23 protein-coding genes are annotated in these 26,043 nt (G+C 53.1%); 2 read left to right on the forward strand and 21 right to left on the reverse strand.

Annotated elements, in window-relative coordinates; translation table 11 throughout:
• Positions 1-10: 10 nt before the first annotated feature.
• From tssA to WM95_RS27435, 19 genes are all read right to left on the reverse strand, one after another.
• Complete coding sequence (gene tssA / locus WM95_RS17375) at positions 11-1,606, reverse strand: type VI secretion system protein TssA (protein WP_088544899.1); 1,596 nt, start codon at positions 1,604-1,606, stop codon at positions 11-13.
• A complete protein-coding gene (locus WM95_RS17380) occupies positions 1,606-5,025 on the reverse strand; it encodes an ImcF-related family protein (RefSeq protein ID WP_088544900.1) in 3,420 nt (1,139 codons plus the stop codon). Before WM95_RS17380 ends, tssA begins: the two co-directional genes overlap by 1 nt.
• Positions 5,012-6,166 (reverse strand): hypothetical protein, encoded by a 1,155-nt coding sequence (locus WM95_RS17385; protein WP_088544901.1) that lies wholly within the window; start codon positions 6,164-6,166, stop codon positions 5,012-5,014. The genes WM95_RS17380 and WM95_RS17385 overlap by 14 nt, the downstream gene beginning before the upstream one ends.
• Before the next feature lie 3 nt (positions 6,167-6,169).
• Positions 6,170-6,436: a PAAR domain-containing protein gene (locus tag WM95_RS17390; protein ID WP_072263142.1), complete on the reverse strand. Its 267-nt coding sequence runs from the start codon at positions 6,434-6,436 to the stop codon at positions 6,170-6,172.
• A gap of 53 nt (positions 6,437-6,489) precedes the next feature.
• Entirely contained in the window at positions 6,490-7,056 is a 567-nt protein-coding gene (locus WM95_RS17395; protein ID WP_088544902.1) for a tetratricopeptide repeat protein, read from the reverse strand.
• Positions 7,057-7,122: 66 nt separating this feature from the next.
• Positions 7,123-7,731 carry a DUF2931 family protein gene (locus tag WM95_RS17400; protein WP_236901065.1) on the reverse strand — a complete coding sequence of 203 codons (609 nt, stop codon included), beginning with the start codon at positions 7,729-7,731 and terminating at the stop codon, positions 7,123-7,125.
• 35 nt (positions 7,732-7,766) lie between these two features.
• Entirely contained in the window at positions 7,767-9,335 is a 1,569-nt protein-coding gene (locus WM95_RS17405; protein ID WP_088544904.1) for a T6SS phospholipase effector Tle1-like catalytic domain-containing protein, read from the reverse strand.
• Positions 9,332-11,878 carry a type VI secretion system Vgr family protein gene (locus WM95_RS17410; protein ID WP_088544905.1) on the reverse strand — a complete coding sequence of 849 codons (2,547 nt, stop codon included), beginning with the start codon at positions 11,876-11,878 and terminating at the stop codon, positions 9,332-9,334. The genes WM95_RS17405 and WM95_RS17410 overlap by 4 nt, the downstream gene beginning before the upstream one ends.
• 77 nt (positions 11,879-11,955) lie before the next feature.
• Positions 11,956-12,165, reverse strand: coding sequence for a hypothetical protein (locus WM95_RS17415; RefSeq protein ID WP_047174218.1), 210 nt, complete (start codon positions 12,163-12,165; stop codon positions 11,956-11,958).
• A 17-nt stretch (positions 12,166-12,182) separates the two neighbouring features.
• Positions 12,183-12,650, reverse strand: coding sequence for a putative T6SS immunity periplasmic lipoprotein (locus WM95_RS17420; RefSeq protein WP_331245028.1), 468 nt, complete (start codon positions 12,648-12,650; stop codon positions 12,183-12,185).
• A complete protein-coding gene (locus tag WM95_RS17425) occupies positions 12,644-13,210 on the reverse strand; it encodes a hypothetical protein (protein WP_063408661.1) in 567 nt (188 codons plus the stop codon). Before WM95_RS17425 ends, WM95_RS17420 begins: the two co-directional genes overlap by 7 nt.
• 14 nt (positions 13,211-13,224) lie before the next feature.
• On the reverse strand, positions 13,225-15,873 hold the full coding sequence (gene tssH, locus WM95_RS17430; RefSeq protein WP_063408662.1) for a type VI secretion system ATPase TssH: 2,649 nt from the start codon (positions 15,871-15,873) through the stop codon (positions 13,225-13,227).
• 169 nt (positions 15,874-16,042) lie between these two features.
• The gene (gene hcp, locus WM95_RS17435) at positions 16,043-16,534 is read right to left on the reverse strand and encodes a type VI secretion system effector Hcp (protein ID WP_001007319.1); all 492 of its coding nucleotides are present in this window, start codon (positions 16,532-16,534) and stop codon (positions 16,043-16,045) included.
• A gap of 5 nt (positions 16,535-16,539) precedes the next feature.
• The gene (locus WM95_RS17440) at positions 16,540-18,261 is read right to left on the reverse strand and encodes an OmpA family protein (protein ID WP_063408663.1); all 1,722 of its coding nucleotides are present in this window, start codon (positions 18,259-18,261) and stop codon (positions 16,540-16,542) included.
• A gap of 3 nt (positions 18,262-18,264) precedes the next feature.
• Entirely contained in the window at positions 18,265-18,918 is a 654-nt protein-coding gene (gene tssL / locus WM95_RS17445; protein ID WP_063408664.1) for a type VI secretion system protein TssL, short form, read from the reverse strand.
• A complete protein-coding gene (tssK, locus tag WM95_RS17450; protein ID WP_063408665.1) occupies positions 18,915-20,252 on the reverse strand; it encodes a type VI secretion system baseplate subunit TssK in 1,338 nt (445 codons plus the stop codon). Before tssK ends, tssL begins: the two co-directional genes overlap by 4 nt.
• A gap of 18 nt (positions 20,253-20,270) precedes the next feature.
• Entirely contained in the window at positions 20,271-21,815 is a 1,545-nt protein-coding gene (gene tssC / locus WM95_RS17455) for a type VI secretion system contractile sheath large subunit (RefSeq protein WP_032667902.1), read from the reverse strand.
• Positions 21,816-21,847: 32 nt separating this feature from the next.
• Positions 21,848-22,345, reverse strand: coding sequence for a type VI secretion system contractile sheath small subunit (tssB, locus tag WM95_RS17460; RefSeq protein ID WP_023308708.1), 498 nt, complete (start codon positions 22,343-22,345; stop codon positions 21,848-21,850).
• A 633-nt stretch (positions 22,346-22,978) separates the two neighbouring features.
• A complete protein-coding gene (locus WM95_RS27435) occupies positions 22,979-23,116 on the reverse strand; it encodes a hypothetical protein (protein ID WP_162184392.1) in 138 nt (45 codons plus the stop codon).
• A 12-nt stretch (positions 23,117-23,128) separates the two neighbouring features.
• Here WM95_RS27435 and lpxP point away from each other — a divergent pair, with 12 nt between their 5' ends.
• Positions 23,129-24,049: a kdo(2)-lipid IV(A) palmitoleoyltransferase gene (gene lpxP / locus WM95_RS17465; RefSeq protein WP_024907634.1), complete on the forward strand. Its 921-nt coding sequence runs from the start codon at positions 23,129-23,131 to the stop codon at positions 24,047-24,049.
• Between the two features lie 356 nt (positions 24,050-24,405).
• The gene (gene ypdK, locus WM95_RS17470; protein ID WP_099458937.1) at positions 24,406-24,477 is read left to right on the forward strand and encodes a membrane protein YpdK; all 72 of its coding nucleotides are present in this window, start codon (positions 24,406-24,408) and stop codon (positions 24,475-24,477) included.
• Positions 24,478-24,529: 52 nt separating this feature from the next.
• Here the strand turns inward: ypdK and alaC are convergent, their stop codons facing one another.
• Entirely contained in the window at positions 24,530-25,768 is a 1,239-nt protein-coding gene (gene alaC, locus WM95_RS17475) for an alanine transaminase (RefSeq protein ID WP_063408667.1), read from the reverse strand.
• 18 nt (positions 25,769-25,786) lie between these two features.
• Complete coding sequence (locus WM95_RS27235; RefSeq protein ID WP_103791512.1) at positions 25,787-26,035, reverse strand: hypothetical protein; 249 nt, start codon at positions 26,033-26,035, stop codon at positions 25,787-25,789.
• Positions 26,036-26,043 lie beyond the last annotated feature (8 nt).

Below are 26,043 nucleotides of genomic sequence, written 5' to 3' on the forward strand. Positions count from 1 at the left end.
TCCTGTGGATTTAACCGCAAAGCACGGCGGCACGGGCTGGATCGACGGCGATCAGTCCGGCAAGTAACTGGTCCATTACCGGTGTAAGGCGGGCCTTTTCAGCCTCGCTGCGACCGGCTTTCAGACGCAGGAGTTTCAGATGGCGGGCCTGCACCTCAAACATCAGCTCAGGCTCCCAGTTACTGAGGGTCACTTCTCTTGCACGTTCACCCAGCTCAGCAAACAGGTGTACCGCCAGGTCATTTTTACCGTACTGCTCAGCAATGCGCCCCATCAGCAGACGCAACAGCCACTTCTGACGATCGGTGATCATGCCCGGCCGGGTCTGCAACCAGCCCAGCGCGGCATCCGGGCCTTCACTGTCGGCCAGCGCCACGGCTTCCGGCTCCAGCGCCAGAATGTCATCGTTACCGGCGGTGGCCGGGGCTAATGGCGTATCGTTGTCCCACCCACCAGTGGTATCAATCACGCTATTCTGGATCCAGTTCAGCGTCACTTCGTCCGCAAACGGTGTACCGTCACTGAACGCCAGTGTCTCCAGCCCGGACAGGCGAGACAGCAGCCCTTTCAGATCGGCCAAGACAATGTCGGCTAGCGTCTCCTGACCGGATTTCGTCAACGCCTGGTGGATGTACCACTGCAAATCCAGCCACAGGTGATTGGCTCCGCGGGAAAAGGTGCTGTCGGCCGTTTCCAGCATTTCAGCCCAGCTCTGCTGCAGGTAGAGACGTTTGAGTAACGCGCGCTGATCCGCCCTTGGCGGCTCGATGCGTGTACGCCCCTGCGCATCCGGGGCCGGGATGGCCCGCAGGGTGTCATGACGCAGGCTCTTCATCAGATGGTGTGCTGACAGCCAGCCATCTGGCTGCTCGCGCAGGTATTCGGTAAGGGTGCGGGCCTGGGTCAGCAAATCCTGACCGGACGAAATCCGCCCGATGACCGGGGCATCGCTGTGACTGGCAAACGACGGGGTTTCACTGGTGCTGGCGTTTTGCGGTACTACCGCATCCACGCCCCCCGCTTTCTGCAGGCGACTTTCAAGCGCACCGTAAAGCGCATTGAGTTCCGGACGGGTTTCATCCGGCTCATTCTCAATAAGCCGTGCTATCAGCAGCAGTGCACCGGTGGTTCGCATCGCATCGATCCTGACCACTTCCGGGTACAGGGAAAGCGAGTCGGTCATGCGCGATCCTGCCAGCCATTCCAGCGCCGCCTTTCGGCTGCGGTCACGTTGCGGGTGCAACTGTGACCCAAAGCGCTCCAGCAGACCGGCCAGTAGTTCAAGTCCTTCGGCCAGCCCCTGCTCGCCTTCCCGGTGTAGCTTCGCCCAGCAGTACCAGGTGGCCACACGGATATCTTTCGCAACGGTGGTTAAAATCTTTTCTGCATGCAGGCAAATAAGCTCGGTGTTAGCACCAGAGAGCTTATTAATTTCCTCGCGAATCTGCTGGAAGTCATCGTCATAGCCCGGGTCTTCGCCAGCGGACGATTGCTCGGACAGCGGCTGCAGCCAGCTGTCCCACTGCGCCACACGCTCACGGGTGGCGGCAAGCAAGGGCGCCTGCTCTGTCTGGCAGGCGCTGAGTAAGGTATTGAGCGTGCTCATCAGTACGCCTCCCCATTGTCACTGGCCGTATCTGTAGCTAGGTCTGAGGGTGCGATACCGGTGGTGCTGAAGATGGTTTCCGGGAGACGGAAGTTACGCAGCTTCAGCAGAGCCAGCGGGCCTTCGCCTGCTTCGGTTCGCAGGGTGTAATTAAGCGTGCGACCGTCCTGTGCCTTCCAGCTCAGGCTGAAGCTGCTGCTGACACCCGGGTAAGCACTGACCGCGGCTTTATCGAGCAGGCGGATCCAGCCCCAGGCACCTGGGATATCGGTGTACTGACGGGTTCCGGCCTGTGTGCTAATCCAGCTCAGGTTCGCACCCGGAGCCTCAGTATCTGCAGGCCAGGTGAAGCGCTTCCACGCCGGCAGCTGGTTCACATAGGTCAGCTTCTGGCTGTCGATAATCATGTCGGTCTGCATTACGCCATCGGCAGTGCCCGGACGCAGTTCGAAGTTCATGCCGGCGTTGCCTTCGGTGAAGGCCACATCCGAGATATAACTCAGGGTGTTGATAGCATTGAGGAAGGCAGGATTAAACACCAGGCCCTGCGAGTTGATGCTGTCCGGTACCCAGTGATTGCCCTCTTTGTGCAGCACGCCTTTGAGGCGGGTCTGCAGGAACTGGGCGATACGCCCGGAATCTGCGTTGAGGTATTTGGCGAGCAGCGGCAGGGAGACATCACTGCTGGAATTACTGAAAGGATAGCGGCCACCAAAAGCACTGTTCCACTCAGCGACCACCGCCTGCTGCCACTGGGCATTAAGGCTGTCGGCCGCCGGGGTCAGCACCTGCTGCCAGGCCTGCTCCATCGGATTCACAAACACCGTGCGCCCAAAGCCGCTCCACTCCTGCCCGAGCCCTGCAGCAATCAGGCTGCCGTAGTCGCGGGTTTCGGTCAGATCAACGGCCTTGCCCTGGAATACGGTCTGGGCAATGGTCTGGGTCATGGCCTGCGGGTCAGCAGCATTGGTCACCTGCTGCAGGCGCAGACGCACCTGGGTTACGCGGGTCAGGAACGACTGCAGACTCAACTCCTGTGCACCCGTGCGGTTCTTGTCCATCAGCGCCAGCACCGGACCAAAGGTCGCATCCAGCGGGCCATGAACCCCGGCACTCTGGTCAATGGCATCTTTGTTATCACCCCCGAGCAGGTTTTTGGCCGATTTCACCAGCGAGTCTGAAATCGCTTCCCCGGTCTGAGCGGTGCGGCCCTGCACATTCAGGGTGTTCATCAGAGCCACCAGAGGTGACTGGCGCACGTCGGCCATCAGGGTCAGTTGGTCAATCGAATCCGACAGCGTCATGGCCCGGCGAAGCCGCAGGCTGTTAAGAAACTCCAGCCAGGCCCCGCCAAAGTCAGCGAAGTAGCGTTCCGTCAGGCGTTTTTTCAGCGCTTCCGGCGAGGTCTCGTCCTGTTTATTCACCTGACGCCTGCTGTCAGTCAGCACCCAGTCGAGCTCGTCCCGGCGTGCCTTCATCACCTTTTCTATAGCAGGTTGCACGGCCTGCTCCCAGGCCTGGCGGGTGAACATGCCGGGCACGACTTCCGTGGTGCTGAACAGACGGGATGCATCGGTATCCCCGGTCATGTCCTCCAGACGCATATCCACATACAGATGTGCCACCTGGGAGAGCATCTTCTGGTACAGGGTCGATTCACTGTTACGTACGCCCATCAGACGAACCAACAGGGAACGCGCCTGGCTGACCATGCTTTCATCAGCACGGAGCTTCCACTCTGGATGCGCAACCAGCTGTGCGCCATAGAACGACAGCAGTGAAGGCGCCACACCCTGCCAGACACCGTCTTTCACACCATCACGTTTTGGCCAGTCGTGCAGCAGCACCGAGCTGAACCAGGCCGCATCCATATGTTCCGGACGGGTAAGCATCAGGTAGAGTTTGAGCTGGTCATAGGTAGCTTTAGCCATCTGCTCACGCAGCGGGCTGCCCGGCGGCAGCGCGTTAAACGCACTGATCTGCTTCTGCAGGTGGTCTGCGGCCGCATCCCGCAACAATGGCAGTGCGCTGTCGCGGTAACATGGCCAAAGTGCGGTCAGCAGGGCATTATTCTGACTCAGCCCGACCTGCTCATACCATGGCACGCCGTGCTCAGCACGGTACTGCAGACGGGCCAGCGTTTTCTGGAGTTCAGACAGCGTGTGCAGGCGCTGCTCCAGCGGCTGGTTCTGTCGGGCGGCAAGTGCTGCCTGGGCATTCGCGCCGTCAATCTGGCTGCGGTTGGTGACATAGGCAATGCTCATCCACGCAGCCCAGCCCACCATCGCCAGGGCGACAACAGAGGTCATCGCTTTACGCCACGGGATGCCTGGCTTGCGCGGACGCAGAGCCGCCGGGAGCGCCCGGATCGAGTCCGGCAGTACATCCCAGCGCTTATCCATGCCCCAGTGGTGCGGCACGGCACGTTCGGCACCGGCAGAGGGCTGACTGAACACCACACCGGCCAGCGGCAGCGGGCGGTAGGGATTGAGCATCACCGACAGTGGTGCGGTCACGCTTTGTGGCTCACGAATAAGCTGGTCGGCAAGCGTCAGCAGGAAGTTATGTTTCACCTCGCCGCAGGTCTGCTGCAGACCCTGCGAGATCAAATCCAGCGTCAGGGCAGAGAGTTGTTCTGCCAGCCCTTCGGTGCGACACCCGACAGGTAACAGGCAGCCGGTCGCCTGCGTAATGCGTCCCTCCGGCTGACCGGCGCGCGGGTGCAGGGACCAGACATACAGCGGGAGTTTCCAGCCAAGCGTTTCCATACGCACACTGATGGCGTGAGACAGGGCATCCATGGTGCTTTCAGACGGCACCAGCAATGGCGGCTCCAGCCCTGGTGCTGAGAGCTGGTCAAAGGCCGAAGTGACCCACACCAGGCCATCCACCGGACGGCGACGCAGCTTACGCAGCGCGGTCAGCCAGGCACTGTCTGCCAGGGTATTGAGGTCACCGCCCCACAGTAACAACGTGCCGCGGTCTTCCTGCCAGAGCTGAGTCGTGAGCCCTGGGGTCAGTTTTTCCACCTCTTCGGCGGTACCGGTTATCAGCAGAATGCGTGTTTTACGCCCCCAGCGACGACCGTAGAGGTTACGCATGGCTTCACGGAGGGTATTGACGGTGACATTACGCGGCTCGGTCTGTTCAACGCGGCCTTCATCGGCTGGCAGAACATTCTTTCGCTTAGACTGGAAACGATGCCAGCCCTGTTTAATGGCGAGCGTAATGGTTTTGCCGTGGCGGAACAGCATCAATAAAATCAGGGCTCCGGCAATGACCAGCCCTTTAAGTAACGGGGTATGCAGCCCCATCTGATCACCATAGTGCCAGATGCCCCAGGCAATCCCGCCCGCTAAAAGCGCGGAGAACCCCAGTTTTCCCCATCCTCCGCGCCATGCTGAATCATCCGTGGTCATCGTTTCGGTTCCCTGTTTGCACTGTATTAATAAATTTCTGCTCACCATCTGTAGAAAGCATCAGACAGTCTGCTTTTTGTATGTTCACGATATCGCTGGCGACTGCGGCCATTATCCATGGAGAAAAGGGGCCGCTGAGCCCGGCATATTTTTCCAGCCAGTGGAGTTGTTCAGGTTTCCAGTAACCGTCATAATCTTGTGCCGCTGCAAGTAAATCAGAAAATGCATCACCCCACTCCACGCTGTCGCCGACAATACTGGCGGTGGCACAAGCCTGAGTCTGGGTCGAGAAAAATGTATCCAGTGACTTTTCTGAAATCGCCATGTCAAGTGCCATTGGACGCAAAATACGGGCGTGAAAGGAGAGATTATATTTTGTGGCGACATCATCGGAGGTCAGCAACAGGGCTGCCAGCACATCACTGTACGTATCCCGCCCCTGTGTCTGGTGAATCAGGATCAAATCCACATCCAGCGTCGGTGATTTAATTCGCGCATCCAGTGAGAGGAAGGTCTTTGACGTAAGTATCGTCAACTGTGGAACAGGGCGATCCAGAATGGCTGTCTGCCAGGCCTGAGCAAATGCATCCTGCAATACCAGTATGTCATCGTGAGAATCTGTCAGTAGCGTGACAGCTGGTACTAAATCTAAAGGCAAATTTGCCAGTACATGACTTAACCCGGCCAACAGAACTGAAAAATGTGTCTCATGATCTTGCAGACAAATTCGTTGGGTCAGAGATGTGCTCTGCTCAAGCGTAGACGGGGCTGCAATAAAATTTTGAGGTGTCAGATTTGCAGGCAGCATTACACCACTATGTAATACTGCGATATTGCGTCCAGACCACTCCATCCACTGTTGTTGCGCATACTCTGCCTCATTGGTTTCAAATTCGTGTCTGTCAAATGCATTGTTATAGAGCCAGCCACGCAGACACAGAAAGAAAAACCAGACAACTGCAGGGCACGCAGTGACAACCCAAAGATTAAATGTTTGAAATGGGCCTGCCAGTTTATTGGCATGCAGGACAAACAGCAGTACACAACCGACAAGCGCGAAAATCCCCAACATCATCCACAGGAGGAATGAAGGTTCTTCAGGCCTAGTCGATATTGTTGATTTCTGACGCTCCCAGCTCATTACTTATCCTATTACACAATCCGGTGCACTGGAGATCACCTGACAACCACACTCACAGTGGCAACCATCCACAACCACGGCTTTGCCGTCAGAGGTCCATTCAGGCGATCCTTCAATAATGGCATTAATGCCATGCCCCTCTTTTGGGCAGCTGACTTTATCGCCTACGAGGGCAACCTTCTTGCCATTTACTACCATTGTTGATGAGGCAGAAATAACCTGTCCGCCATGCGTGGTTTTATCACCAATCAATACAAAACCTTTAGACATCCGAAACTCCATTTTTTGATTTCCGCATATTTATTTTTTATGCAGGTAAAACATTATTTCTCGGCTTTAATTTCTTTTAACTTATCACACGCATTCGAATCACCTTCCGAGCAGCTTTTTTGGAATAGCGTGATAGCCTTATTTTTATTTTTGGTTACTCCTTTACCATCAAAATACATCGTGCCCAAATGATTCATGGCTGAAGGATCGCCTTGTTTAACTGCAAGCTCAAGAAAAATTTTGGCTTTATCATAATCTACAGCGACGCCCTTACCACTAAGGTATGCGTAACCTAAATACATCTGAGCTTTAGCACTGTTGTTCTTCGCAGCCTTCTCATACCAATAATTGGCCTTTTCGTAACTCTGAGAAGTTTCTTCGCCAGAATAATACATATCACCTAAATCGACCTGAGCATCCGTGTTTCCGAGTTCAGCAGCGATCTGATAGAGTTCAAATGCTTTTTTCATATCCTTCGGAACACCCATGCCCAGACGATACATATTGGCCATTGAGTTTGCATCGTCTGCTTTAGTCGATGATGTTGGGTCTAAATTGACAGTTTCAGAAAAACATGGGAGGGAGATAAAAAACAACAACAAGTAGGAAGCTAGTTTCATACAAAAACCTTCAATTTTTTAATTCAAAGAATCAATAACTCATATTGAAATTCATCAGTTATTAAATTACCACTTCCCATAGGGATATTCTTTGCCTTTTATAAACTCTTTAGTTGCATTGCTATATCCATAGGAAAAATCACTTTCCGTAACGCCTTTGCACATACTCAGCTCATTACCGGAAACAGTTGTGATTTCTGTACCTGTTTGTTCAAGATTAGGTCTACCATTGTTTTTTAACCAAACCCTGACTTTTCCTTCAGGTGCCAGACCAATCACCATATATTGAAAATAATAAGTTTCCTGAGGACTGTAGTTACTGGGTTCCGTAGTAAGCATTTTATTCTTAGTTTCAGATGAGAACACTAATGTGGTTTCATAAACCATTTTGTCAATAATTGAATCCCAGCAAAATTGTATAACTTGCGGGGGGGAGGATGCTTTATTAAAAGGCGAAGTTCCCTTTCCGGCATGCTGGCTCCATGTCCCCACACTTTGCCCTTGTGGCTGGTCTATTGTTCTAAAAACCTTTCCATACCCGTTGACATCAATAAGCTTTACAAGTGTCACCTGAGCAGGTAGTGCTTTAGGTGTCGAAAAGGTAAAGTACCACTCATCAAAAGGGGCTTTAATCTTCCCTTGCTGGTCATTAGCCGAACTGATATTGCAGCTCACCAAAAAAGAAAATGATAAGAGTATCGTAATTTATCTCATGCTTTTTCTCCTTTCATATTCCATACAGCACGGGTCCAACCGAAGTTTGGTCGATTAATAAAGCCAAACACTTCTGTCGCTTTTACTGCTCCATATATTTTTTCAACATGCTTGCCATCAAGCCATACCGTTTTAAACTCAACGGGATTCCAGTTTGCTGAGCAGTGTATGTATTTTCCAATAACTTGAATTTCCGATGAAGTATAAGATGCTGGAACACTGCCACTTCTGACAGCTTTTCCTTGATCTATTGCCTTTTGACTCAATTCTTCGAGCTCTGGAGGCAAACGGAGTTTTTCATTTGTCGGTTCAATTTCTTTCATGTCAACCCCCGCCTCAAGAGCAGAATCAAGCATTACCCTTAAGCTGACCTTACTCCAGTCATTGGGAACGACTCGTTTAAGCGTTACAGCCGCGCCGACACGCTTTTCTGTGATCTCCTGGCGCCGCTTCTCATGGTTAACCAGATAGTCATACCAAGTTTCAGTTTTTACTTCTCCACTCGCCATTACTGGGCTTAGGTTAGGAAATGTCCTCAAATCAGGTGTTTCAGCTGCAGTTTGTCGATAAACGTCCGTAATTTCTGAAGGAACACTGTCCCTGACTGTTTCATTTTTCGGCTTAGTTAAAAAATAATATTCCTGCTCTTTGGGATTATAACCACCACCAATATCGGAATGCACTCCTGGGAGGGTCAACTCTGGCCAGGATTCTTTTATACTATTCAGGCTAAAGTTATATCGACACTCGTGCATTGCTGCAATCTGGAAAACCTTCTGTGCAATATCGGGGGGTAAATCCAGATCCACTCCCGGGTTTATGGCATCATGCGGGTCAAGCCCAACGGCACAAACGGTGTCAAACAAACCAATAAACCTCACTTCACCAGCAGGCTTACCATGCTGATTTCGGCCATCAAGCCCCTTAGTGATTGCCTGCTGTATCGCTTTATCATTATTTCTGATGCGATTTGCAAAATGACGGGCTGCTGCTGCCCCCCGACTGAAACCGAATATATCGAACTGGATTTTCTCTATTGCGTTTGTTATGCCATTTCCTTCACCCAGCAGCGTTCGAATTTCATTTGTAATTTGAGAAACACCTTCATCGGTTTTATCAACTACACCTTCTGATAAAGTCCCTGTCCCCATCGCAACCAGGCTGTCTTCTTTCCCTTTTTGAGTGCCAATACCCTGAACATAAACTGCCCGCTGAAATTGATATTTATCTTCAACGATTTCATCATCAATGGAATAAAGAGTGTTCAGCCAATGAATGTTTGAATAGTACCCCATATAGCTGTTGGAACCATCAGTACTCATTCCCAGTTTTTTGGTACAAAGTTCAAGATCTTCTTTTTTGAGGCCAACATCAAGGTGAGTGCAACTTTTTAACAAACGTTCATCTGTATTGAAAACATTGTTCCCTGTACCATCAAAGAACATCCCGATCGTGATGGTAATGCCTGGAACAGGCTTTCGTTTACAAACAATTGTTTTTTCCGAAATGTTTACATTAGTAAAGTGTTCACAGTCGCTGGCTTCCCATGCATGGTAATTAGTCATGATTTTTTGCTCCCTGCAGTTGAGTTACCGGTTCCTAGTATTTCAATATTTAACTTACCCGGCATTGAAGTGTAGATAGGCATTGTTTTGCCATTTTCATCCGAGATACCTGAAAATACCTTGCCCTCGGCTGTAGTAACCTTGTATTCGGTCTTAGGAATAATGCTCCCACTCTCATCATTGAGAGCATAAACACCGCCATAACCTTTAGGGAATTCATGTGGAGGTGAACTTACAGTTGCTGGTCCCATTTTCTGCACATTGGCACATTTCAACAGGATATTGCCTCCACAGCCTAGAATAATATTCTTACCCTGCAACTGGATGAACGACCCATCCAGATTTTTCAGCACGACATCTTTCGCAGCCGTGATTTCTACCCCTCCATCGGTGCTGGTTACGTTCACATCCTTTTTGGCTATCGCATCAAGCGCATCATCCTGAGCCTGAATTTCTACCTTTCCCTTAGCCGCAAAGAGTTTCATCCCAGCCTTACGGGCCAGCATACTCACGGCTTCGCCCGCTGCCACGGTAAAACGCTTAAGTGCACTGATGTCAGTGTTTTGTTGTGACATAATCCCGACACTGGCGCTTCCCGAGGCGATACGCACTGCCTGTGGACTGGTGATGCTCACCCCTTCAGGTGCATTTAACACCATCCCTGGCTGCGCAAGATCTTTGAGGGCATCAGTCAACTTCACCTGGCTCTGAATATCAGCGGGTAGCGCCTGTGCGGTTTCAGCGGCATCTGACATGCTTCGGGCAATACTCAGGGCATTCTCAAGCTGGGCAATCGCCTCCTGCATGGATAGCATCTTGTCCCCGGCAAACGGTTGTTTATCTGCAGTGATAAACACCCCGGCTCCGCCCCGAATGGAAACATACCGATCGGTACGCAACTCCGCACCTTCACCGCGTAGTTCGCGGGAAGCATCCACGTTGTGACCTAAATTGAGTTGGGTTTTGCCGCCATACTCCGTGCTGATCTTGACGTGCTCTTCGCCGCGCTTGTCCTCCATCCGCAGCTTGTTCAGGCCCGCGGTCCTGACTACGTTACGCGTGCTGTTGGCCTCAGTGACGTGGTCAACGTGGCGGGAGTCGTGGAGTGCATGAGCAATATACGGACGATCCGGATCGCCTTCATGGAAGGCAATGGCGACTTCAGTACCCTGTATCAGCGGAAAGTGAAAACCGTATTTGTCACCCCCATAAGGTTTGGCAAAACGCACTGGCATGCTTTCCATGCCCTGTTTTTTGTCATCACGGTCGGCATCAAACTTCACCCGGTACATGCCGGATGCATCCTGCCAGGCGTAAATGTCGTTATCTTTGGCACTGGTCACACGCGCCATCAGCGTACCGCTGACCACCGGGCGCTTTTTGGCGGAAGGACGCCAGCAGCGGTTCTCGTAGTACGGCATCCCCTCCCACATTACGATCAAGGCATCTTTGCGACTCGCTATATAGCCCGTGCGGGTAACGATAATGCCGTTGTCCGTTTCTGATGGCAGTGTCGGCGGCACTACACGTTCACTGATGGTCAGCACCTGGGCCGGAGAAAGCAGGGCATCATTACTGCAGCCGCTGATAGTCGTCTGTCCTGACAGAAAACGCTCGTGTTCAAGACGAGCCCAGAAGTTGCCAGTTTCTGCTGAAGGTGTGATTTTATCGCCACGTTCAAGATGACGCGGCAGATAGTGATAAACCTCACCGTAGGTAACACCGTCACCCTCTCCACGGGTCATATCCGCCGGTACAGAGGCCAGGACATTCTGGGCTTCACGGTGATTGTAATCACTGGCGGTAACATTACGCTCAACCACGTTCTGTCGGACGTTAACCCCCCAGACCGAGTCAGCAGCATTATCACTCATCCCTGACGGGCTGCTGAGCGGCAGAGACTTACCGAACGTCCATGCGCTCTGCTTGTCTGCGAAATGCACCACTTCAGTCTGGGTGTCAGGTTGCAGGGTGAAGAAGTAGAAAATCCCCACTTCGGCCAGCAAACGCTCAATGAACGCGAGGTCACTTTCCTTGTACTGGTTGATCTGCTCGCGTTTTGGATAGTCGGCTTTGAGAGTGAACTCATACTCCCAGCCTTTCAGGCCATGCTCCTGCAATACTTCAGTGACGACTTCCGGTACCGACTTATTGACGAAAAAACGGTGGGTACGGAATTGCTTGCGCAGCAAAGACAGGAACGGCTCAATAATAATCTGGTACATCGCCTGGTCACGTGAGCCACTGATACGCTTAAAATGCGTCACCACACCATGCACCACTTTCTGCCCGGTCAACCCCATCAGAGGCCCGGTTCCCATTGTCAGCGTGGCAGGTTTGGTCAACAGTTGCGCCGAACTGATATTCTGATCGCTGCTGGTAAAGATAACTTCGTAGTAGTAGAGCTCACTCATGAACTCCTTACCGTTAAACTCTTCCACGTCCAGTGAAGCTGTGCAGGACGGAATATCCAGGCGGTAGCGGTTCAGCCCGCCTTCAGTTAGCGCAGACAGGGTATTCTTCAGCGTATCTGTCAGACTCATGATATTGACTCCATGGGATAACCTGCAGTCCATGACTTTCTTGCCGACGGGCAAGTAACAGGTTTAATCAGGGGTACTCAGCGAGTACGAAAAAGAGTGATTGCAGCTCCTGCCCCAAGGGCGCAGGCAAGGGTTTTAACCAGCAATACGGTCATTTCAAAATTGTTCATGCCGTATTCACCGTCACCGCTGATGGAAATAAAGCGCTTAACAAATGTGTAAAAATACGTATCCGGAAGAAACAGAATTCCCACAATCATTAAAGTTAAAAAGATAAAAACCTTCATGACGTTATTCCGGGATACTATTCAGAAATTTCAATTGAACCATAAGGCCTTGATATTTCGCGATCGGTCAAAGGAAAGTTATATACCTGGGTTTTATTAACACCTATTCCAACAACAAAATTCCGGGGTTCATCTTTGTTACTTGCTGAATGAAGCACGAATTCAACAATATATTTATTACCATCCATGAAACAGTGGTAAGACGGAGGAATGCACAATGCACCATCAACAATCTTAAGTCCTGGCGAGAAGTTGAATTTTTTCTCTTTAGGCAGCGTTCCCCGAAGATTGATCCCCATGTCTGCAGGCTGATAATCTCGCGCATCATTAATACTCATGCAGACGTCATTACCCTGCCTGCTCACCTGCGCAGTTTCATCCAGGCTCATTCTGTCGCCAGGCCCCGGGCACCCTGTCAGGACTACCGAAGACATGCCTAATGAAACGATAAAGATAATTTTTCGAAAATGGCTCACGCTTACCATGGAAAACCTCTCAGAGAATTTTTATACCCTTCGCGTATTACTGCCTCAGACGTGTCACCATCAAGCGTAATATCGGGATATTTTTTATTTTCAAGGTGCCACCAGATTTCATAGCCAAATGTCTGTAAAACAAAATTATCGGCAATAATCTGTGCCTGCTGCTCCATCGGATAGTCACTCACCAGGCGGCCATCAAGCGTATAGCGATAGCTGACAAGCCAGCTCACAAGCCCTCTTCCAATAACATTCTTTTCACGCTGCCAGACATGACTCATTTCGTGAATAAACATATGTTGAAGCGAATACGTCGACTGTGAAAAATCATCCCGGTACTGATTAATGAAATATATTTCACCATTTGGCGTCATTGCCGTATTGGCATCCTGTGCATTAAACGGCAGATAACTGCCATGATGAATTTTCACCTTCTCGTAATCGATCCGGTTGCCGAATACCGTTCTGGCTAAGGCGATTTCCCCGGTAGTCAGTTTTCTGACGGAATCATCGTCCTGCTTCTTGTCGTCCTTCTTTTTCTTCTTCCCGGCATCATGAATGGTCATTCCCTGCCTCCGGATTAGCGTTCAGCCGCGTCTGAAAATTCAAGCCCAATCCCTTCCTCATCGCTCCAGCCGAGCGTCAGGGAGTGTGGTTTCTGTTTCGCGGCCATGTGGGTCAGCAGCTGCTGACTCAGCACCGGCAGAATTTGTTGATTGAGCAGGCTGTCAACGTTGCGCGCGCCGGTATCCGGCAGCAGGCAGGCGGTGGTCAGCGCGTCGTAGAGGCTCTCGTCAATCTGCGTGGTCAGGCCGTAGTGGCGGTTCAGACGTTTACTGACCTGTGCGAGCTTCATTTCCACGATGGTGCGCATGGCCGCCTCGGCCAGCGGGCGGTAAATCACGGTCTGGAAGCGTGCCAGCAGCGCGGGCTGGAAGTGGTCACGTAAAATCGGGCGCAGCAGTTCCTGCAGGTCGCCTTCGGTTGCTTCCGGCTGTTCATCCAGTAGCTGCATCAGATGGTCACTGCCGAGGTTCGAGGTCATCAGGATGACCGTGTTACGGAAGTCGATCTCACGCCCTTCTCCGTCGCGCATAAAGCCGCGGTCAAAGACCTGATAAAACAGATTCATGACGTCGCGGTGGGCTTTTTCCACCTCATCCAGCAGCACCACGCTGTACGGACGCTTGCGCACGGCTTCGGTGAGAATGCCGCCCTGGCCGTAACCGACGTAGCCCGGAGGCGAGCCTTTCAGCTGCGACACGGTGTGCGGCTCCTGGTATTCGGACAGGTTGATGGTGATCAGCGATTTTTCGCCGCCGTACATCACATCGGCCAGCGCCAGCGCGGTTTCGGTTTTCCCCACGCCGCTTGGGCCAACCAGCAGGAACACGCCCTGTGGGCCGTTCTCTGATGTCAGCCCGGTCTTCGCGGCACGCAGGCGCTGAGCGATGGCAACGAGTGCCACATCCTGCCCGACCACGCGTTTGCCGATTTCATTTTCCAGCGTCAGCAGTTCGGTCTGTTCGTCTTTCATCAGGGAAGAGAGCGGTACGCCGGTCCAGTCGGCAATCACGTTGGCAACCGTGCGGGTGTCGACATCCACCTGAACCAGCACGTCGCCCTGCTGTGCCTGTTCGAGCTGCTGCTGCAGGTCGGAAATCTCAGCCTGCTGGCTGATATCCTGGCGGCTGGCCATCAGTTGCTGTGCAATCTCTTTTTCAGCGCTGAAACGGCTTTCCTGCTGCTGCAGGATAGCTTCCAGTGTATTGCGCTGCTGTTCAATGACGCTCAGACGATCGCTGTGTCCGGTGCAACCCGCGGCAATGTCTTCTAGCAGCGCCTGCTCTTCCAGTTCCAGTGCGGTCAGCTGTGCTTTCAGACGCACAATTTGTTCCGGCACTGTATCGATGCTCATGCGCACGCGCGCGGCGGCGGTGTCCAGCAGGTCCACGGCCTTGTCCGGCAGCTGGCGGCCAGTCAGGTAGCGACGCGACAGGGTGACTGCGGCACGGACCGCATCATCGGTGATATGGACGTTATGGTGTTCCGCGTAGCGGGATTTAAGGCCCCTGAGCATCAGACACGCCGTGTCGTCATCCGGCTCGTCCACCTTCACCATCTGGAAGCGACGCTCGAGTGCGGCATCGCGCTCGAAGTACTGTTTGTATTCGGACCAGGTCGTGGCGGCAATTGTACGCAGCTCACCACGTGCCAGGGCAGGTTTCAGCAGGTTGGCCGCATCCGCGCCCCCCGCCTGATTGCCTGCGCCGATGATGGTGTGCGCTTCGTCGATAAACAGCAAAATCGGCACCGGGGACTGCTGCACCGCATCGATGACGTTTTTCAGGCGCTGTTCAAATTCGCCTTTGACACCGGCGCCCGCCTGCAGCAGACCGAGGTCGAGAGTACGCAGGATGACAGGTTTGAGGGATTCAGGAACGTTGCCTTCGGCAATACGTAGCGCCAGGCCTTCGACCAGCGCGGTTTTACCGACACCCGGTTCACCGACCAGAATCGGGTTGTTTTTACGACGACGGGAGAGAATATCCACCATCTGGCGGATTTCCGTGTCGCGACCAAACACCGGGTCGATTTTGCCCTCTCTGGCTTTGACGGTGACGTCGAGGGTGAACTTATCCAGTGCGTTCTGCAGCGCCGGATTCAGTTCGCCTTCTTTCAGCTCTGCACCGACCGGACGGCCCACAAATTCCACTTCACCGCCGTGGCTCTGGGCCAGCTCTGCTTCCTGCTGCACGTCAGGGCGTTCGTCGGACTGTGCGTCCAGCAAAGAACGCAGGCGCTCCAGCTGGCTCTGACCAAGCGTCAGCAGCGGCCACAGACCATCGCTGCGCACCAGGTTCTGTTTTTCCACCAGGGCCATCAACAGGTGCTGGCTTCTGATGTGTTCTTCACCGTTCAGCGAGGCAATCAGCCAGGCTTCCTGCATCAGGGTCTGAATGGCATCAGACAACTGCGGACGGTGGCGTACCGAGCGCGGCTGCTTGTCCAGCCAGCCCAGCAAATCCTGCCAGATGGCGTCCATGTCCCACTCGTAACGGCGGGCCAGCACGGTCAGGTCACCTTCTCCCTGCTCCAGCAGTTTCAGCAGCCAGTGCTCCGGCAGAATTTCCGCATGGGCGCGGGTCTGACACAGAGAGGCCGCCCCTTCCATCGCGCGGGCGCAGTAAGGGTTCAGACGTCGAAGAAGAATTGCCGGGTTTTCCATGTTTGCTTGCTCACTGTTGAGGACCGTTCAGGCACGCTACCGCCCCTGGCCGTTACCGAGGCCCATAAGGTCTGATTTCCGAAATGTGATGTTTTTTGCTCAACGCCCGTACAGGCAGACGTTCAGCAAAACAAAAAAAGCGGACAGAGAAACTCTGCCCGCTCGTGACTTACGCGGTGGCGCGTTCGTTCCAGGAATCGGAATGAATGATGTTGCCGTCTTTGTAGGTCCAGGTGATTTTTTCGTAACGCAGTTCGATCTGCTCGAGGTGGTTGTGCTTCTCGAAAGAAGGATCCTTGATGTCGTGCATCACCGGATTCACTTTCACCACTTTTACGTTTTCCAGTTTAGTGTTGAAGTATTCAACTTCCTGGCCCGCGTCGTTGATCTTGTACCACTTAAATTCCGCAGACTTCAGGGTCTGACCGGTGGTCACAGCCTTGTAGAGGTACGGGCTGGAGGAGTCGATTTCCTTGGTGAACAGGAATGGGGTGTGGATACGGGTACCGGTCAGCTTGCCGGTGTTGTTATCGGTCGGGATGTACAGGTTATGCTCCTGCGCCACCACTTCAATGCTGCCTTCACGATCCTGAACGTCAACAGACCCTTTGATGTCCGCGCCGCCGTCGTCCTTCAGCCAAAGATAAACAGGAATTGCCATGTTAATTACTCCGTTTTATTTTCTGAGACGCCATCATCCTGCGATGGCGCCAGGTGTTTGCCGGGTATCTGACAGGCACTTGCCTGCGGTACCAGACTGATTTCGACACGGCGGTTAAGCGCACGCCCTTCCGGGGTGTCGTTGGTTGCGACAGGGCGGCTTTCGCCATAGCCCTGCACCGCAAAACAGCTTTCGGGCACGTCGCCGGTGTCACGCATCCAGCTGCGCACCGCTTCGGCACGTTTCAGAGACAACGTCTGGTTTAGTTGCGGATTGCCGGTGTTATCGGTATGGCCGGACACGACAATCAGCCAGCCGGGCTTCGCTTTGATGCCAACCAGTGAATTCACCAGCATTTTGGTGGAGCCCGCCTTCAGCTCGAACTTGCCGGAATCGAACAGCGACATGCTGTCGAGGCGAAGTGTTTTCGGACCCTGAATGATTTTCTTAATGACCGGTGGAGGCGGTGGCGGAGGTGCCCAGTCGCTGAGAGCAGCCTCAATGACCGGAATCAGGCGCAGCCCCTGATACAACCCAAGGCGATAGCGCAGTGGCTCCCCGCGGCGCTGCCAGTCGTCTAGCAATGCGCCATCTGCTCTCAGTCGCTGCTGCGCACGCAGTTTCGGAGCAGCAGGCTGCCCCGTCAGCTGGTGATATAACGCAAGATGATCGCCAACATTCCGTATGAGGCGCTGGTTGTTCATCCAGGACGCCAGCATGGCAAGCGCGAGGAAAATCCCGCCCAGAAATCCGGCGTAGCGCCAGAACACCATTCTGCGGCTGACGCCACGTCGGCGTAAAGCTGGCAGCAGCAACTCAGGCAGCGGCAGTGGCTCTGTCGTTACAACGGCATCCGGTGGCAGCGCCGTCACGGAAGTAATGTGCTGTTGCCAGAGATTGCCATCGATACCGCTCACCGGAACTATGCACATACCCTGTACGCAGGGCTTCATCACAGGCAACTCTCCCCGCCGTACCGACAACAGGTCATTCAACGCGCTGTTCTGCCAGGCAAGCAGACTGTCCAGCCACAGGCCCTGACTCAGACGAGAAAGACGCCCTTCTCCCCCAGTATCTCGGGTCCATTCCGTCAGTGACATACTGCCCTGACCGGGCTGATACACATGAATACCGCCCCGCTGACTTACCGTGGTAAACCAGACAGGCTCTTCCTCTGCGCAGGCCACAGGGGGCGATACCCAGGTCACGGTCCACAACTGTGGCAAAGTGCCAAATGCCGCGCGGCACTGGACGACAGCCCGCTGCCAGCCCCGCAGAGACTGGGTAAAATCATCACGGGAGGTGTGCTGTTCAGGCACCACCGCCAGCATTACGGAGATTTGCGACACCAGGGCTGGACGCATCAAACTCATGTGCTGCGCAAAGAGGGGAAGCTGTTCCGCATCTTTCACCCGCAGATACCAGCCCTGCCGGGTTTCCCGGTGATGGAAGCCGGATGCAAACAGCGGAGCGTTGTCGCCACAGGCGAGGATCACCGCCCCCTGAAAATCTTCCGGCGGCAGGTTTTCATCCACAATTTCACGAACAGCGGTTGCCCGCGCCTGAGAAGCCTGGCGTTGACGCCAGAGCATCAGCCCGGACACCACAACAACCAGCAGACTGAGCACTACACGGCTTCCCGTCGACAGTGCCCAGAATCCCAGAATGAGCCACAGCGCCAGTACGGCACCCAGGGCAGTTAACAGACTTCGGTACGCATCCCGCATCGCTTACCCCGGCCTGACGATCTGGCTTACCAGTTCGGTAAGCGAAGACGAAAGGAAGAACCAGAGCGCTGCCAGGGCGACAATAGCCACAGCCCAGGTCAGCCAGTACCAGCGACAACCGCTGCGCAGACGTGATACTCGGGCAACAATGGGGGCATCCTGGGCCAGCGAAAAAGCGGGCACCCGTTCTGCGAGAGCGCGAATAATGTCTTCCCGACGCTCGTCATCCTGAGCGCGATACTGACCCACGAATCCCAGTTGCAAGGTCCTGTACATACAGGTCAGGACGGCGGCGTCAGGGGCAGTTTCTTTCAGCAGGTCTCGGATTCTTTCCCACAACTCCTCACCAGCATTGAGAGTGCCAAAGAAGTGTGCCTGCAGCGGGTCACGCCGCCAGGTCAGGTAACCATCATCGGTGGTTCCCCGGTTCATCACGCTTTCATCAAGCAGTGCACACAGGGCATACACCATATGGTCACGACTGATGTCGCTGTAACCTGCCTCCGTGAGCGCCCCTTTTGCCTCCTGCACCAGACGACAGGCCCGGCGATAGAGCCCTTCACCATCACGAACTTCCTGACCGCCCCGCAGCTGACTGACCATCAGCCAGCCCGGGTAGAAGATACTTTCTAACTGGGTGAGATCGGATTTATTCATGTGCGCAGCACCGCAAAGAGTTCAAGTTTCACATCTCCCAATGAGCGCGGGGTGTAGAAGGTGCAGCTTCCCGCTTCCAGCATCGCCCGCGCTGCCTCACTACTCAGATCCAGCGAGAAATACTGGTTCTCAAGGCGTAACGGGATAGCGGCCGGCACATGGGTCAGCGGCTTGATAACCATCCCGCTCAGAGCCACATTCACCACATCCGACACATCTTCAAAGCTGCCCGCTTTACACAGCTGCGGGAATTTCGTCTGAAGTTCATGGTTCGGCATGGAGGCACGTACGGAAAGGTAAAAATCCGCCCCTTCACGCAGGCGAGCATCGTGCAGGGCGCCTTTCCAGATCTGGTCCTGATGCTCCAGGTGGATACTCACCACCCGCGACGGCAGACTCGCTTCCAGCAGTTTATCGAGCAGTGTCAGCAGCGGTGGGAATACCCGTTCCGGTGCATCATGCTGATAAGCAGGAATGTCCCCGGCGTCGTGCTCAAGCGAGAAGGTCAACAGGCTGCCAGCCAGACGTGTTAGTTCGCGGTACAGCAACTCCGGGTGCCGATCCGGTGTCTGCAGCAGTTCCGTCAGCACCGGCTCGGCGCTGTTCAGAGCATTGAGTAGCCAGAACAGGGAGACATCCGCGACTGCAAAGTCGGCCATCCTCTCATTGCTTTCACGGCGCATGGCCATCAGGCGACGGCGGCGGGCCTGTAAACGAATCAGCAGGTCACCCAGTTCGGTGGTCAGAAGCGGGCTTGCAGAAAGGGAAAGCATCGTCGGAATGAATGCAGGGTCCCGGCTCCATTGCCCCTGAGCATTACGCACCAGACGGGCCACTGGACAGGTCAGGTATGCCGTATTTTCCTGGCTGGACAAACGCAGGGTCAACGCATGACGCAGAATGGCCAACTCCCCGCTTTCATACCCGGCCAGTTCCTGCACTACCACACGCTCCGCTTTCCAGCGACGCGGACGCTCACTGTCCTGGCCGTTATCGAGGTTGCCACCACTGGCACTCAGCAGCGGTAGTGCGACAACCACATCAACAGATTCACTGCCGGCTGCAACAGACAAGTCACAGACCGGAGGAAGCGTATCTGCCAGGTCGGTATCCACAAGAGTTCCATCCTGAAAGCGTACCACCAGACGGATGGCATTCAGGCGAGAGAGCGCCAGCGCAGCATCATCAAATTCAGCCACAACCACGCCCCAGGGATGTGAAATACCCATCCGGGCGACCATGTCGGCAACGTGCTCATTCCAGCGAACCTGCTGCTGGAACTGTTGCGGGGCCAGAGCGGCCCCATCCTCCCAAAGCGGGCGGTAAATTTTCATCCCTGATTTCCTCTCGCCTTAGGATTTGGCTTTCGGCATTTGGGAAACCAGCGACAGATTGACGTCCATGCCTTCCACCTGGAAATGCGGCACGGCGTAAAGCTTCACGCGGAAGAAGCCCGGATTGTCTTCGATGTCTTCCACTACCACCTTCGCGTCGCGCAGCGGGTGAGAAGCCTGCAACTCGTCGCCCGGATCGGTCATTTCGGTAACCAGACTGCGGACCCACGTGTTCAGCTCCAGTTCCAGCAGTCGGCGATCCTTAGTGGTACCAATGTTCTCGCGCTGAATCAGCTTCAGGTAGTGGGCGATACGCGACAGCAGGAAGATGTACGGAAGACGGGCGTTGATGCGGCTATTCGCCGTCGCATCAGCGGTGTCATACAGCGCCGGTTTCTGAGTGGAGTTGGCTGAGAAGAAGCACGCGTAGTCGCGGTTTTTATAGTAGGACAAAGGAATGAAGCCCAGATTCGCGAATTCGAATTCGCGGGTTTCAGGAATCATCACTTCGCTCGGGATTTTTACCTGATTTCCGGTACCGAGATCGTACAGATGAATAGGCAGGTCCTGAACCGCACCACCAGCCTGCGGGCCGCGGATTTGTACACACCAGCCATTATTGATAAAGCTGCGTACCATGTTTGACGCGAAGGCAAATGATGCATTAGTCCACAGGTATTTGTCGTGATCCGGACCTTTGACTTCTTCGACATAGTTGAAGCTGCGAACCGGAACGGTGTCAGGGCCATACGGTAAACGTCCCAATACGCGCGGCATGACCAGGCCGATGTAGCGGGCGTCGTCAGTATCGCGGAACGATTTCCACTTGATGTACTCTGCGCGGTCAAAATAGTTACCAATATCTTTAATCGCCGCGACGTCTTCCATTGACTCCTTAAGGAAGAATTTCGGGCCTGCAGAGCCGATAAACGGCATATGTGCAGCAGCGGATACTTTGGAGATGTTGCGAAGCAGAGCGACATCCTGCGCTGAAGCATCAAACTCGTAAGCGGAAATCAGTGCCGCAATCGGCTCGCCGCCTGGAGTATCATATTCATCAATGTAGGTGTGTTTATACAGACCACTCTGGATGATTTCCGGGCTGTCTTCAAAGTCCTGGCGCAGATCTTCTTTGGACATACTCAGAAGCTCAATTTTCACGTTCTGGCGAAAATCTGTTTTATCAACCAGCGATTTCACCCCACGCCACAGGCTTTCGACCGCCTGAAACTCATCGTGGTGCATAACCGCGTCCAGCTGGCGGCTGATCTGGTAATCGAGCTCCGCGATGTGATGATCGATCAGGCTTTTATCCAGTTTTTCGACCTTCGCGCCTGCTTTGGTCAGACATTCCAGAAAGACCTGCATACCTGCAGTCAGACGCTCATCAGCGGTCGCATCTGACATCGCCTGCGCATCTTGCCAGAGGTCTAACGCGCTCAACTCGGAGACAGGACTCAGATTGATTTTCTCAAACAGGGAGGCGTAAACCCCACCCGCAGCAGGACGTTCCAGCACCACGCTTTCACTCCCGGCAGTATTATTTTGTACAGACATGAGCATTCCTTGATAAATCCGTTAAAACAGCGTGATGGTTACGATTTTCTTGATGCCAGCGCGGATAGTTCATTTCGCAACTCAGCGCTAAGCGACTGGTCCAGAACGATTTTTTCCAGCTCCTTTCGGAAGGTCTGGTTATCCAACAAGTTAGCCTTCAGGTCGCGCAGCAAGTTGCGCATCGCCAGCATTGCTTTCAGCTGCGGTATCTGAGCAGCCACCTGCTCTGGCGTGAAATCTTTCATGCTCTGAAAAGTCAGCTGAATAGAGTCCTCACCACCATCCTCGGACAGCGTATTTTTAACGGTTAGATTAAGTTTTGGTGAATATTCAGAAAGAACGCTGTCGAAATTATTTTTCGTGATGTTAACCTTCTCACGCTCAGATATTTGAGCAGACTCCTGACCATTACTGAAATCACCCGCAACCAGTAATTTCAACGGTAACTCCATTTTCTTACTTGCCCCGCCCGTATGCAGGTCAAGCTTCAGGTTTATACGTGCCTTAGGCACCTCATTTTGAAAACTGTCAGCCATTTCATCATCCCTCTGTGTTTTTGCTACGCCAACTTCACGGTATCGTTCTTGATGCGCAATATTAGAATAATGATCGACGTAAAATCAAATATACAGATCATTTACCCGCAATAAGAAATTTCTTAAGAATTTTCCACTAAGACATTAATGCGAATTATCCTTTAGCCTTAGTAAAAGACACTGCCTTCTTCATGCAAAGCGAATATTTGTATCGTAAAAAGGATCACAAACAGAGAGATGCTAATAAAACCATTTTGTTTTGATTTACATCACGGCATGATATCAAAAAAAGATGAATGAACAGCGACAGGTTATTGCGAGCAGATAAAAGACAGAGGTTAATGAATAAATACAAGCGACGAATTGATTTATGGCATGAATAATAGATAAGAATTTTCACAAAGAAAATTCTTATCTATTATTCGAAGGGAAAATAAAACGTATATTAAGGTCCGAAAATAAACACTGCTGCTCTTTTTTCGGCTCACTCCTGCTTACGCAAAGGCTTCAGTTCTCCCCTCAGGCATGAAAATCGCTCTCACTTCTTGAGCTTATACAGTGTAAAATCAAACACCTCCAGAATCGCCGCTTTTTTAATCAAAAACGAGTAATAGCACATATCGTATAACGGTGCTACATTACGCCGCCCACCCAAATCAGCAGTGGCCAGGCAACGCCGTAAAGTTCGGTAAAGCCTGCAACCATCACCTTGAAGAACGGTCTTATCGGCACGTCGTATCGCAAACTCTGCGCTACCTTTACAGGCTTCACATAGGTTCTACTATTTTGTCTCAATCCAAATTTCAGCGTGCGTTTTTACACCCACGTTACTGGTTTACATGGTTTGGTCTTGGCGTGCTCTGGCTGCTGGTTCAACTTCCATACCCTGTCCTGCGCTTGCTGGGGTCAAAACTGGGCAGCGCTTCCCGCGTTTTTCTGAAACGTCGCGAATCGATCGCGCGTAAAAATATTGAGCTTTGTTTTCCGCAGTACAATGCCGAAGAGCGCGAGAAACTCATCGCGGAAAACTTCAAGTCTATCGGCATGGCGCTGCTTGAAACCGGAATGGCCTGGTTCTGGCCGGATGAGCGTGTCCGCAAATGGTTTGACGTGGAAGGACTGGATAACCTTAAACGCGCGCAGATGCAAAAACGCGGCGTGATGGTCGTCGGCGTTCACTTTATGTCGCTGGAGCTGGGCGGCCGGGTGATGGGGCTTTGTCAGCCAATGATGGCGACCTACAGACCGCACAACAGTGCGTTGATGGAGTGGGTGCAGACGCGAGGCCGCATGCGTTCCAATAAGGCGATGATCAGCCGTAATAACCTGCGCGGCATGGTCGGTGCCCTGAAGAAAGGTGAGGCCGTCTGGTTTGCGCCCGATCAGGATTATGGACGTAAAGGCAGCAGCTTTGCCCCCTTCTTTGCGGTGAAAGATGTTGCGACGACTAACGGCACCTTTGTCATTTCTCGTTTATCGGGCGCCTCCATGCTGACCGTGACGATGGTGAGAAAAGCAGATAAGTCAGGCTATCGTCTGCACATCTCTCCTGAAATGGCTAACTATCCGGAAAATGAGTGCGAAGCCGCGGCGTTTATCAATAAAGTTATCGAAACTGAAATCATGCGTGCGCCCGAGCAGTATCTGTGGATGCACCGTCGTTTCAAAACCCGCCCTCTTGGCGAAGCCTCGCTCTATATTTAGCCCTTCATCAGGTTAGTTTCGCTAAGAAACTAACCTTTTCAATGACCTGTCTTCCCGCTGAGTAACTGTCTTTCAATGCGTCGCCCAAAGTGAATTTATTGCGAAGTGAAATCAAACTGTCGCCGTTCCACGACACCCGTAAGTGACGGAAATTATTTAAAAAAATCCCTCTTGTCACCTCTCATTTTTAAGCGTACATTAGCGCCGTCTGGCAACAGGAAAGCACAGAATTCTGAGCTGGAGTTAACGGCGTAACGGGAAAATTCTCATTTCCGTTTTAACCGGATTTCAGTTCTCTATAATCAGGTGGACTCTGTTTTTAAATGCGTACCACAAGATACGCGGAGCGATGAAACGTGAAATATTTCTTTATGGGCATTTCGGTGATTGTTTTAGTCTGGGCCGGAACCTTTGCCCTGATGATCTAGTGAAGAACATGCTGTCAAAAAAACAGGAGCCATCGGCTCCTGTTTTTTTATGTCATGACGACGCGGGGTGTTCAGCGACGCTCTTTGAGGTGAGAAGACCGTCGGCCCGGAACATGCTCTTGATGCCCCTCACCGCCTGACGAATACGGTCGCTGTTTTCAATCAGGGCAAATCGCACATGGGTGTCGCCATAATCACCAAAGCCAATGCCCGGCGACACACACACCTTCGCATCCTGCAGCAGTTTTTTGGCAAACTCCAGCGATCCCATCGCCGCATACGGCTCCGGAATTTTCGCCCAGACGTACATGGACGCTTTCGGCATTTCCACCATCCAGCCCGCTTCATGCAACCCTATTACCAGCACGTCGCGGCGGCGCTTATACTGGGCGGCAATCTCGTGAACGCACTGCTGGTCGCCTTCCAGGGCAGCGATAGCCGCGACCTGCAGCGGCGTGAAGGTACCATAGTCGTGGTAACTCTTAATGCGCGCCAGGGCACTCACCAGCGTTTTGTTACCCACCATAAAGCCAATACGCCAGCCCGCCATGTTGTAGCTTTTCGACAGGGTAAAGAACTCTACCGCCACGTCACGCGCGCCCGGGACCTGCATAATCGACGGGGCTTTCCAGCCGTCATAGACGATATCTGCATAGGCTAAATCGTGAACCACCAGCACGTCATAACGCTTAGCCAGCGCAACAACTTTCTCGAAGAAATCGAGTTCCACGCACTGCGCCGTTGGGTTCGACGGGAAACCGAGGATCATCATCTTGGGTTTCGGATAGCTTTCACGAATCGCACGTTCCAGTTCGTTAAAGAAATCGACACCTTCCACCAGCGGCACAGAACGGACCTGCGCACCAGCAATCACCGCGCCGTAGATATGGATCGGGTAGCTTGGATTAGGTACCAGAACCGTATCGCCATGATCCAGCGTGGCCAGCATCAGGTGCGCCAGCCCCTCTTTCGAGCCGATGGTGACAATCGCTTCACTTTCCGGATCGATATCAACCTGATAGCGATCCTGATACCAGCGCGAGATCGCGCGACGTAACCTGGGAATACCGCGAGAGGTCGAGTAGCCGTGCGTATCCGGGCGCTGGGCAACCGTGCAGAGCTTTTCAACGATATGCGGTGGCGTTGGGCCATCTGGGTTACCCATGCTGAAATCGATAATATCTTCGCCACGCCGACGCGCAGCCATTTTCAGTTCAGCAGTGATATTGAAAACATAAGGGGGGAGACGATCGATACGCGTAAAACGGCGTTCAGGACTGAATTCAGCCATAGATTCCTCAGATTAACGTTAGCGCCCGGACCGTCCGAGCGACGCCGCCACCGATGTGGCATGTTTAGAAAATAACCTGAAAAAAATCATGCTGTCGAGAGGGAAATGAAAAAAAAGCGCTCGACTAAAAACCGGAACCCGGCTGCGCCTAAAAGCGGAAGCCCCTGTTTCGGGATCGGCTGTTTGATAGCTGTTATTTAACAGGATGATATCAAACCAGTTACCTGATAATGCGCCGTTCAGAAAAAAACAGGACGCCTCGGTCATCGCCAGAT

The organism is Enterobacter cloacae complex sp. ECNIH7, assembly GCF_002208095.1.
In the GTDB taxonomy this organism is placed as follows: Bacteria; Pseudomonadota; Gammaproteobacteria; order Enterobacterales; family Enterobacteriaceae; genus Enterobacter; species Enterobacter cloacae_M.

What these genes read in the sequence shown, in the direction of transcription:
- WM95_RS17390 (WP_072263142.1), bottom strand. Translation starts at nt 6,436, where the DNA reads ATGTCTAAAGGTTTTGTATTGATTGGTGATAAAACCACGCATGGCGGA.
- WM95_RS17380 (WP_088544900.1), bottom strand. Translation starts at nt 5,025, where the DNA reads ATGACCACGGATGATTCAGCATGGCGCGGAGGATGGGGAAAACTGGGG.
- WM95_RS17410 (WP_088544905.1), bottom strand. Translation starts at nt 11,878, where the DNA reads ATGAGTCTGACAGATACGCTGAAGAATACCCTGTCTGCGCTAACTGAA.
- alaC (WP_063408667.1), bottom strand. Translation starts at nt 25,768, where the DNA reads ATGGCTGAATTCAGTCCTGAACGCCGTTTTACGCGTATCGATCGTCTC.
- WM95_RS17415 (WP_047174218.1), bottom strand. Translation starts at nt 12,165, where the DNA reads ATGAAGGTTTTTATCTTTTTAACTTTAATGATTGTGGGAATTCTGTTT.
- tssA (WP_088544899.1), bottom strand. Translation starts at nt 1,606, where the DNA reads ATGAGCACGCTCAATACCTTACTCAGCGCCTGCCAGACAGAGCAGGCG.
- WM95_RS27235 (WP_103791512.1), bottom strand. Translation starts at nt 26,035, where the DNA reads ATGACCGAGGCGTCCTGTTTTTTTCTGAACGGCGCATTATCAGGTAAC.
- tssB (WP_023308708.1), bottom strand. Translation starts at nt 22,345, where the DNA reads ATGGCTGACAGTTTTCAAAATGAGGTGCCTAAGGCACGTATAAACCTG.
- hcp (WP_001007319.1), bottom strand. Translation starts at nt 16,534, where the DNA reads ATGGCAATTCCTGTTTATCTTTGGCTGAAGGACGACGGCGGCGCGGAC.
- WM95_RS17385 (WP_088544901.1), bottom strand. Translation starts at nt 6,166, where the DNA reads ATGAGCTGGGAGCGTCAGAAATCAACAATATCGACTAGGCCTGAAGAA.
- tssC (WP_032667902.1), bottom strand. Translation starts at nt 21,815, where the DNA reads ATGCTCATGTCTGTACAAAATAATACTGCCGGGAGTGAAAGCGTGGTG.
- tssK (WP_063408665.1), bottom strand. Translation starts at nt 20,252, where the DNA reads ATGAAAATTTACCGCCCGCTTTGGGAGGATGGGGCCGCTCTGGCCCCG.
- tssH (WP_063408662.1), bottom strand. Translation starts at nt 15,873, where the DNA reads ATGGAAAACCCGGCAATTCTTCTTCGACGTCTGAACCCTTACTGCGCC.
- WM95_RS17395 (WP_088544902.1), bottom strand. Translation starts at nt 7,056, where the DNA reads ATGAAACTAGCTTCCTACTTGTTGTTGTTTTTTATCTCCCTCCCATGT.
- tssL (WP_063408664.1), bottom strand. Translation starts at nt 18,918, where the DNA reads ATGAATAAATCCGATCTCACCCAGTTAGAAAGTATCTTCTACCCGGGC.
- WM95_RS17440 (WP_063408663.1), bottom strand. Translation starts at nt 18,261, where the DNA reads ATGCGGGATGCGTACCGAAGTCTGTTAACTGCCCTGGGTGCCGTACTG.
- WM95_RS17425 (WP_063408661.1), bottom strand. Translation starts at nt 13,210, where the DNA reads ATGACCATTCATGATGCCGGGAAGAAGAAAAAGAAGGACGACAAGAAG.
- WM95_RS17420 (WP_331245028.1), bottom strand. Translation starts at nt 12,650, where the DNA reads ATGGTAAGCGTGAGCCATTTTCGAAAAATTATCTTTATCGTTTCATTA.
- WM95_RS17405 (WP_088544904.1), bottom strand. Translation starts at nt 9,335, where the DNA reads ATGACTAATTACCATGCATGGGAAGCCAGCGACTGTGAACACTTTACT.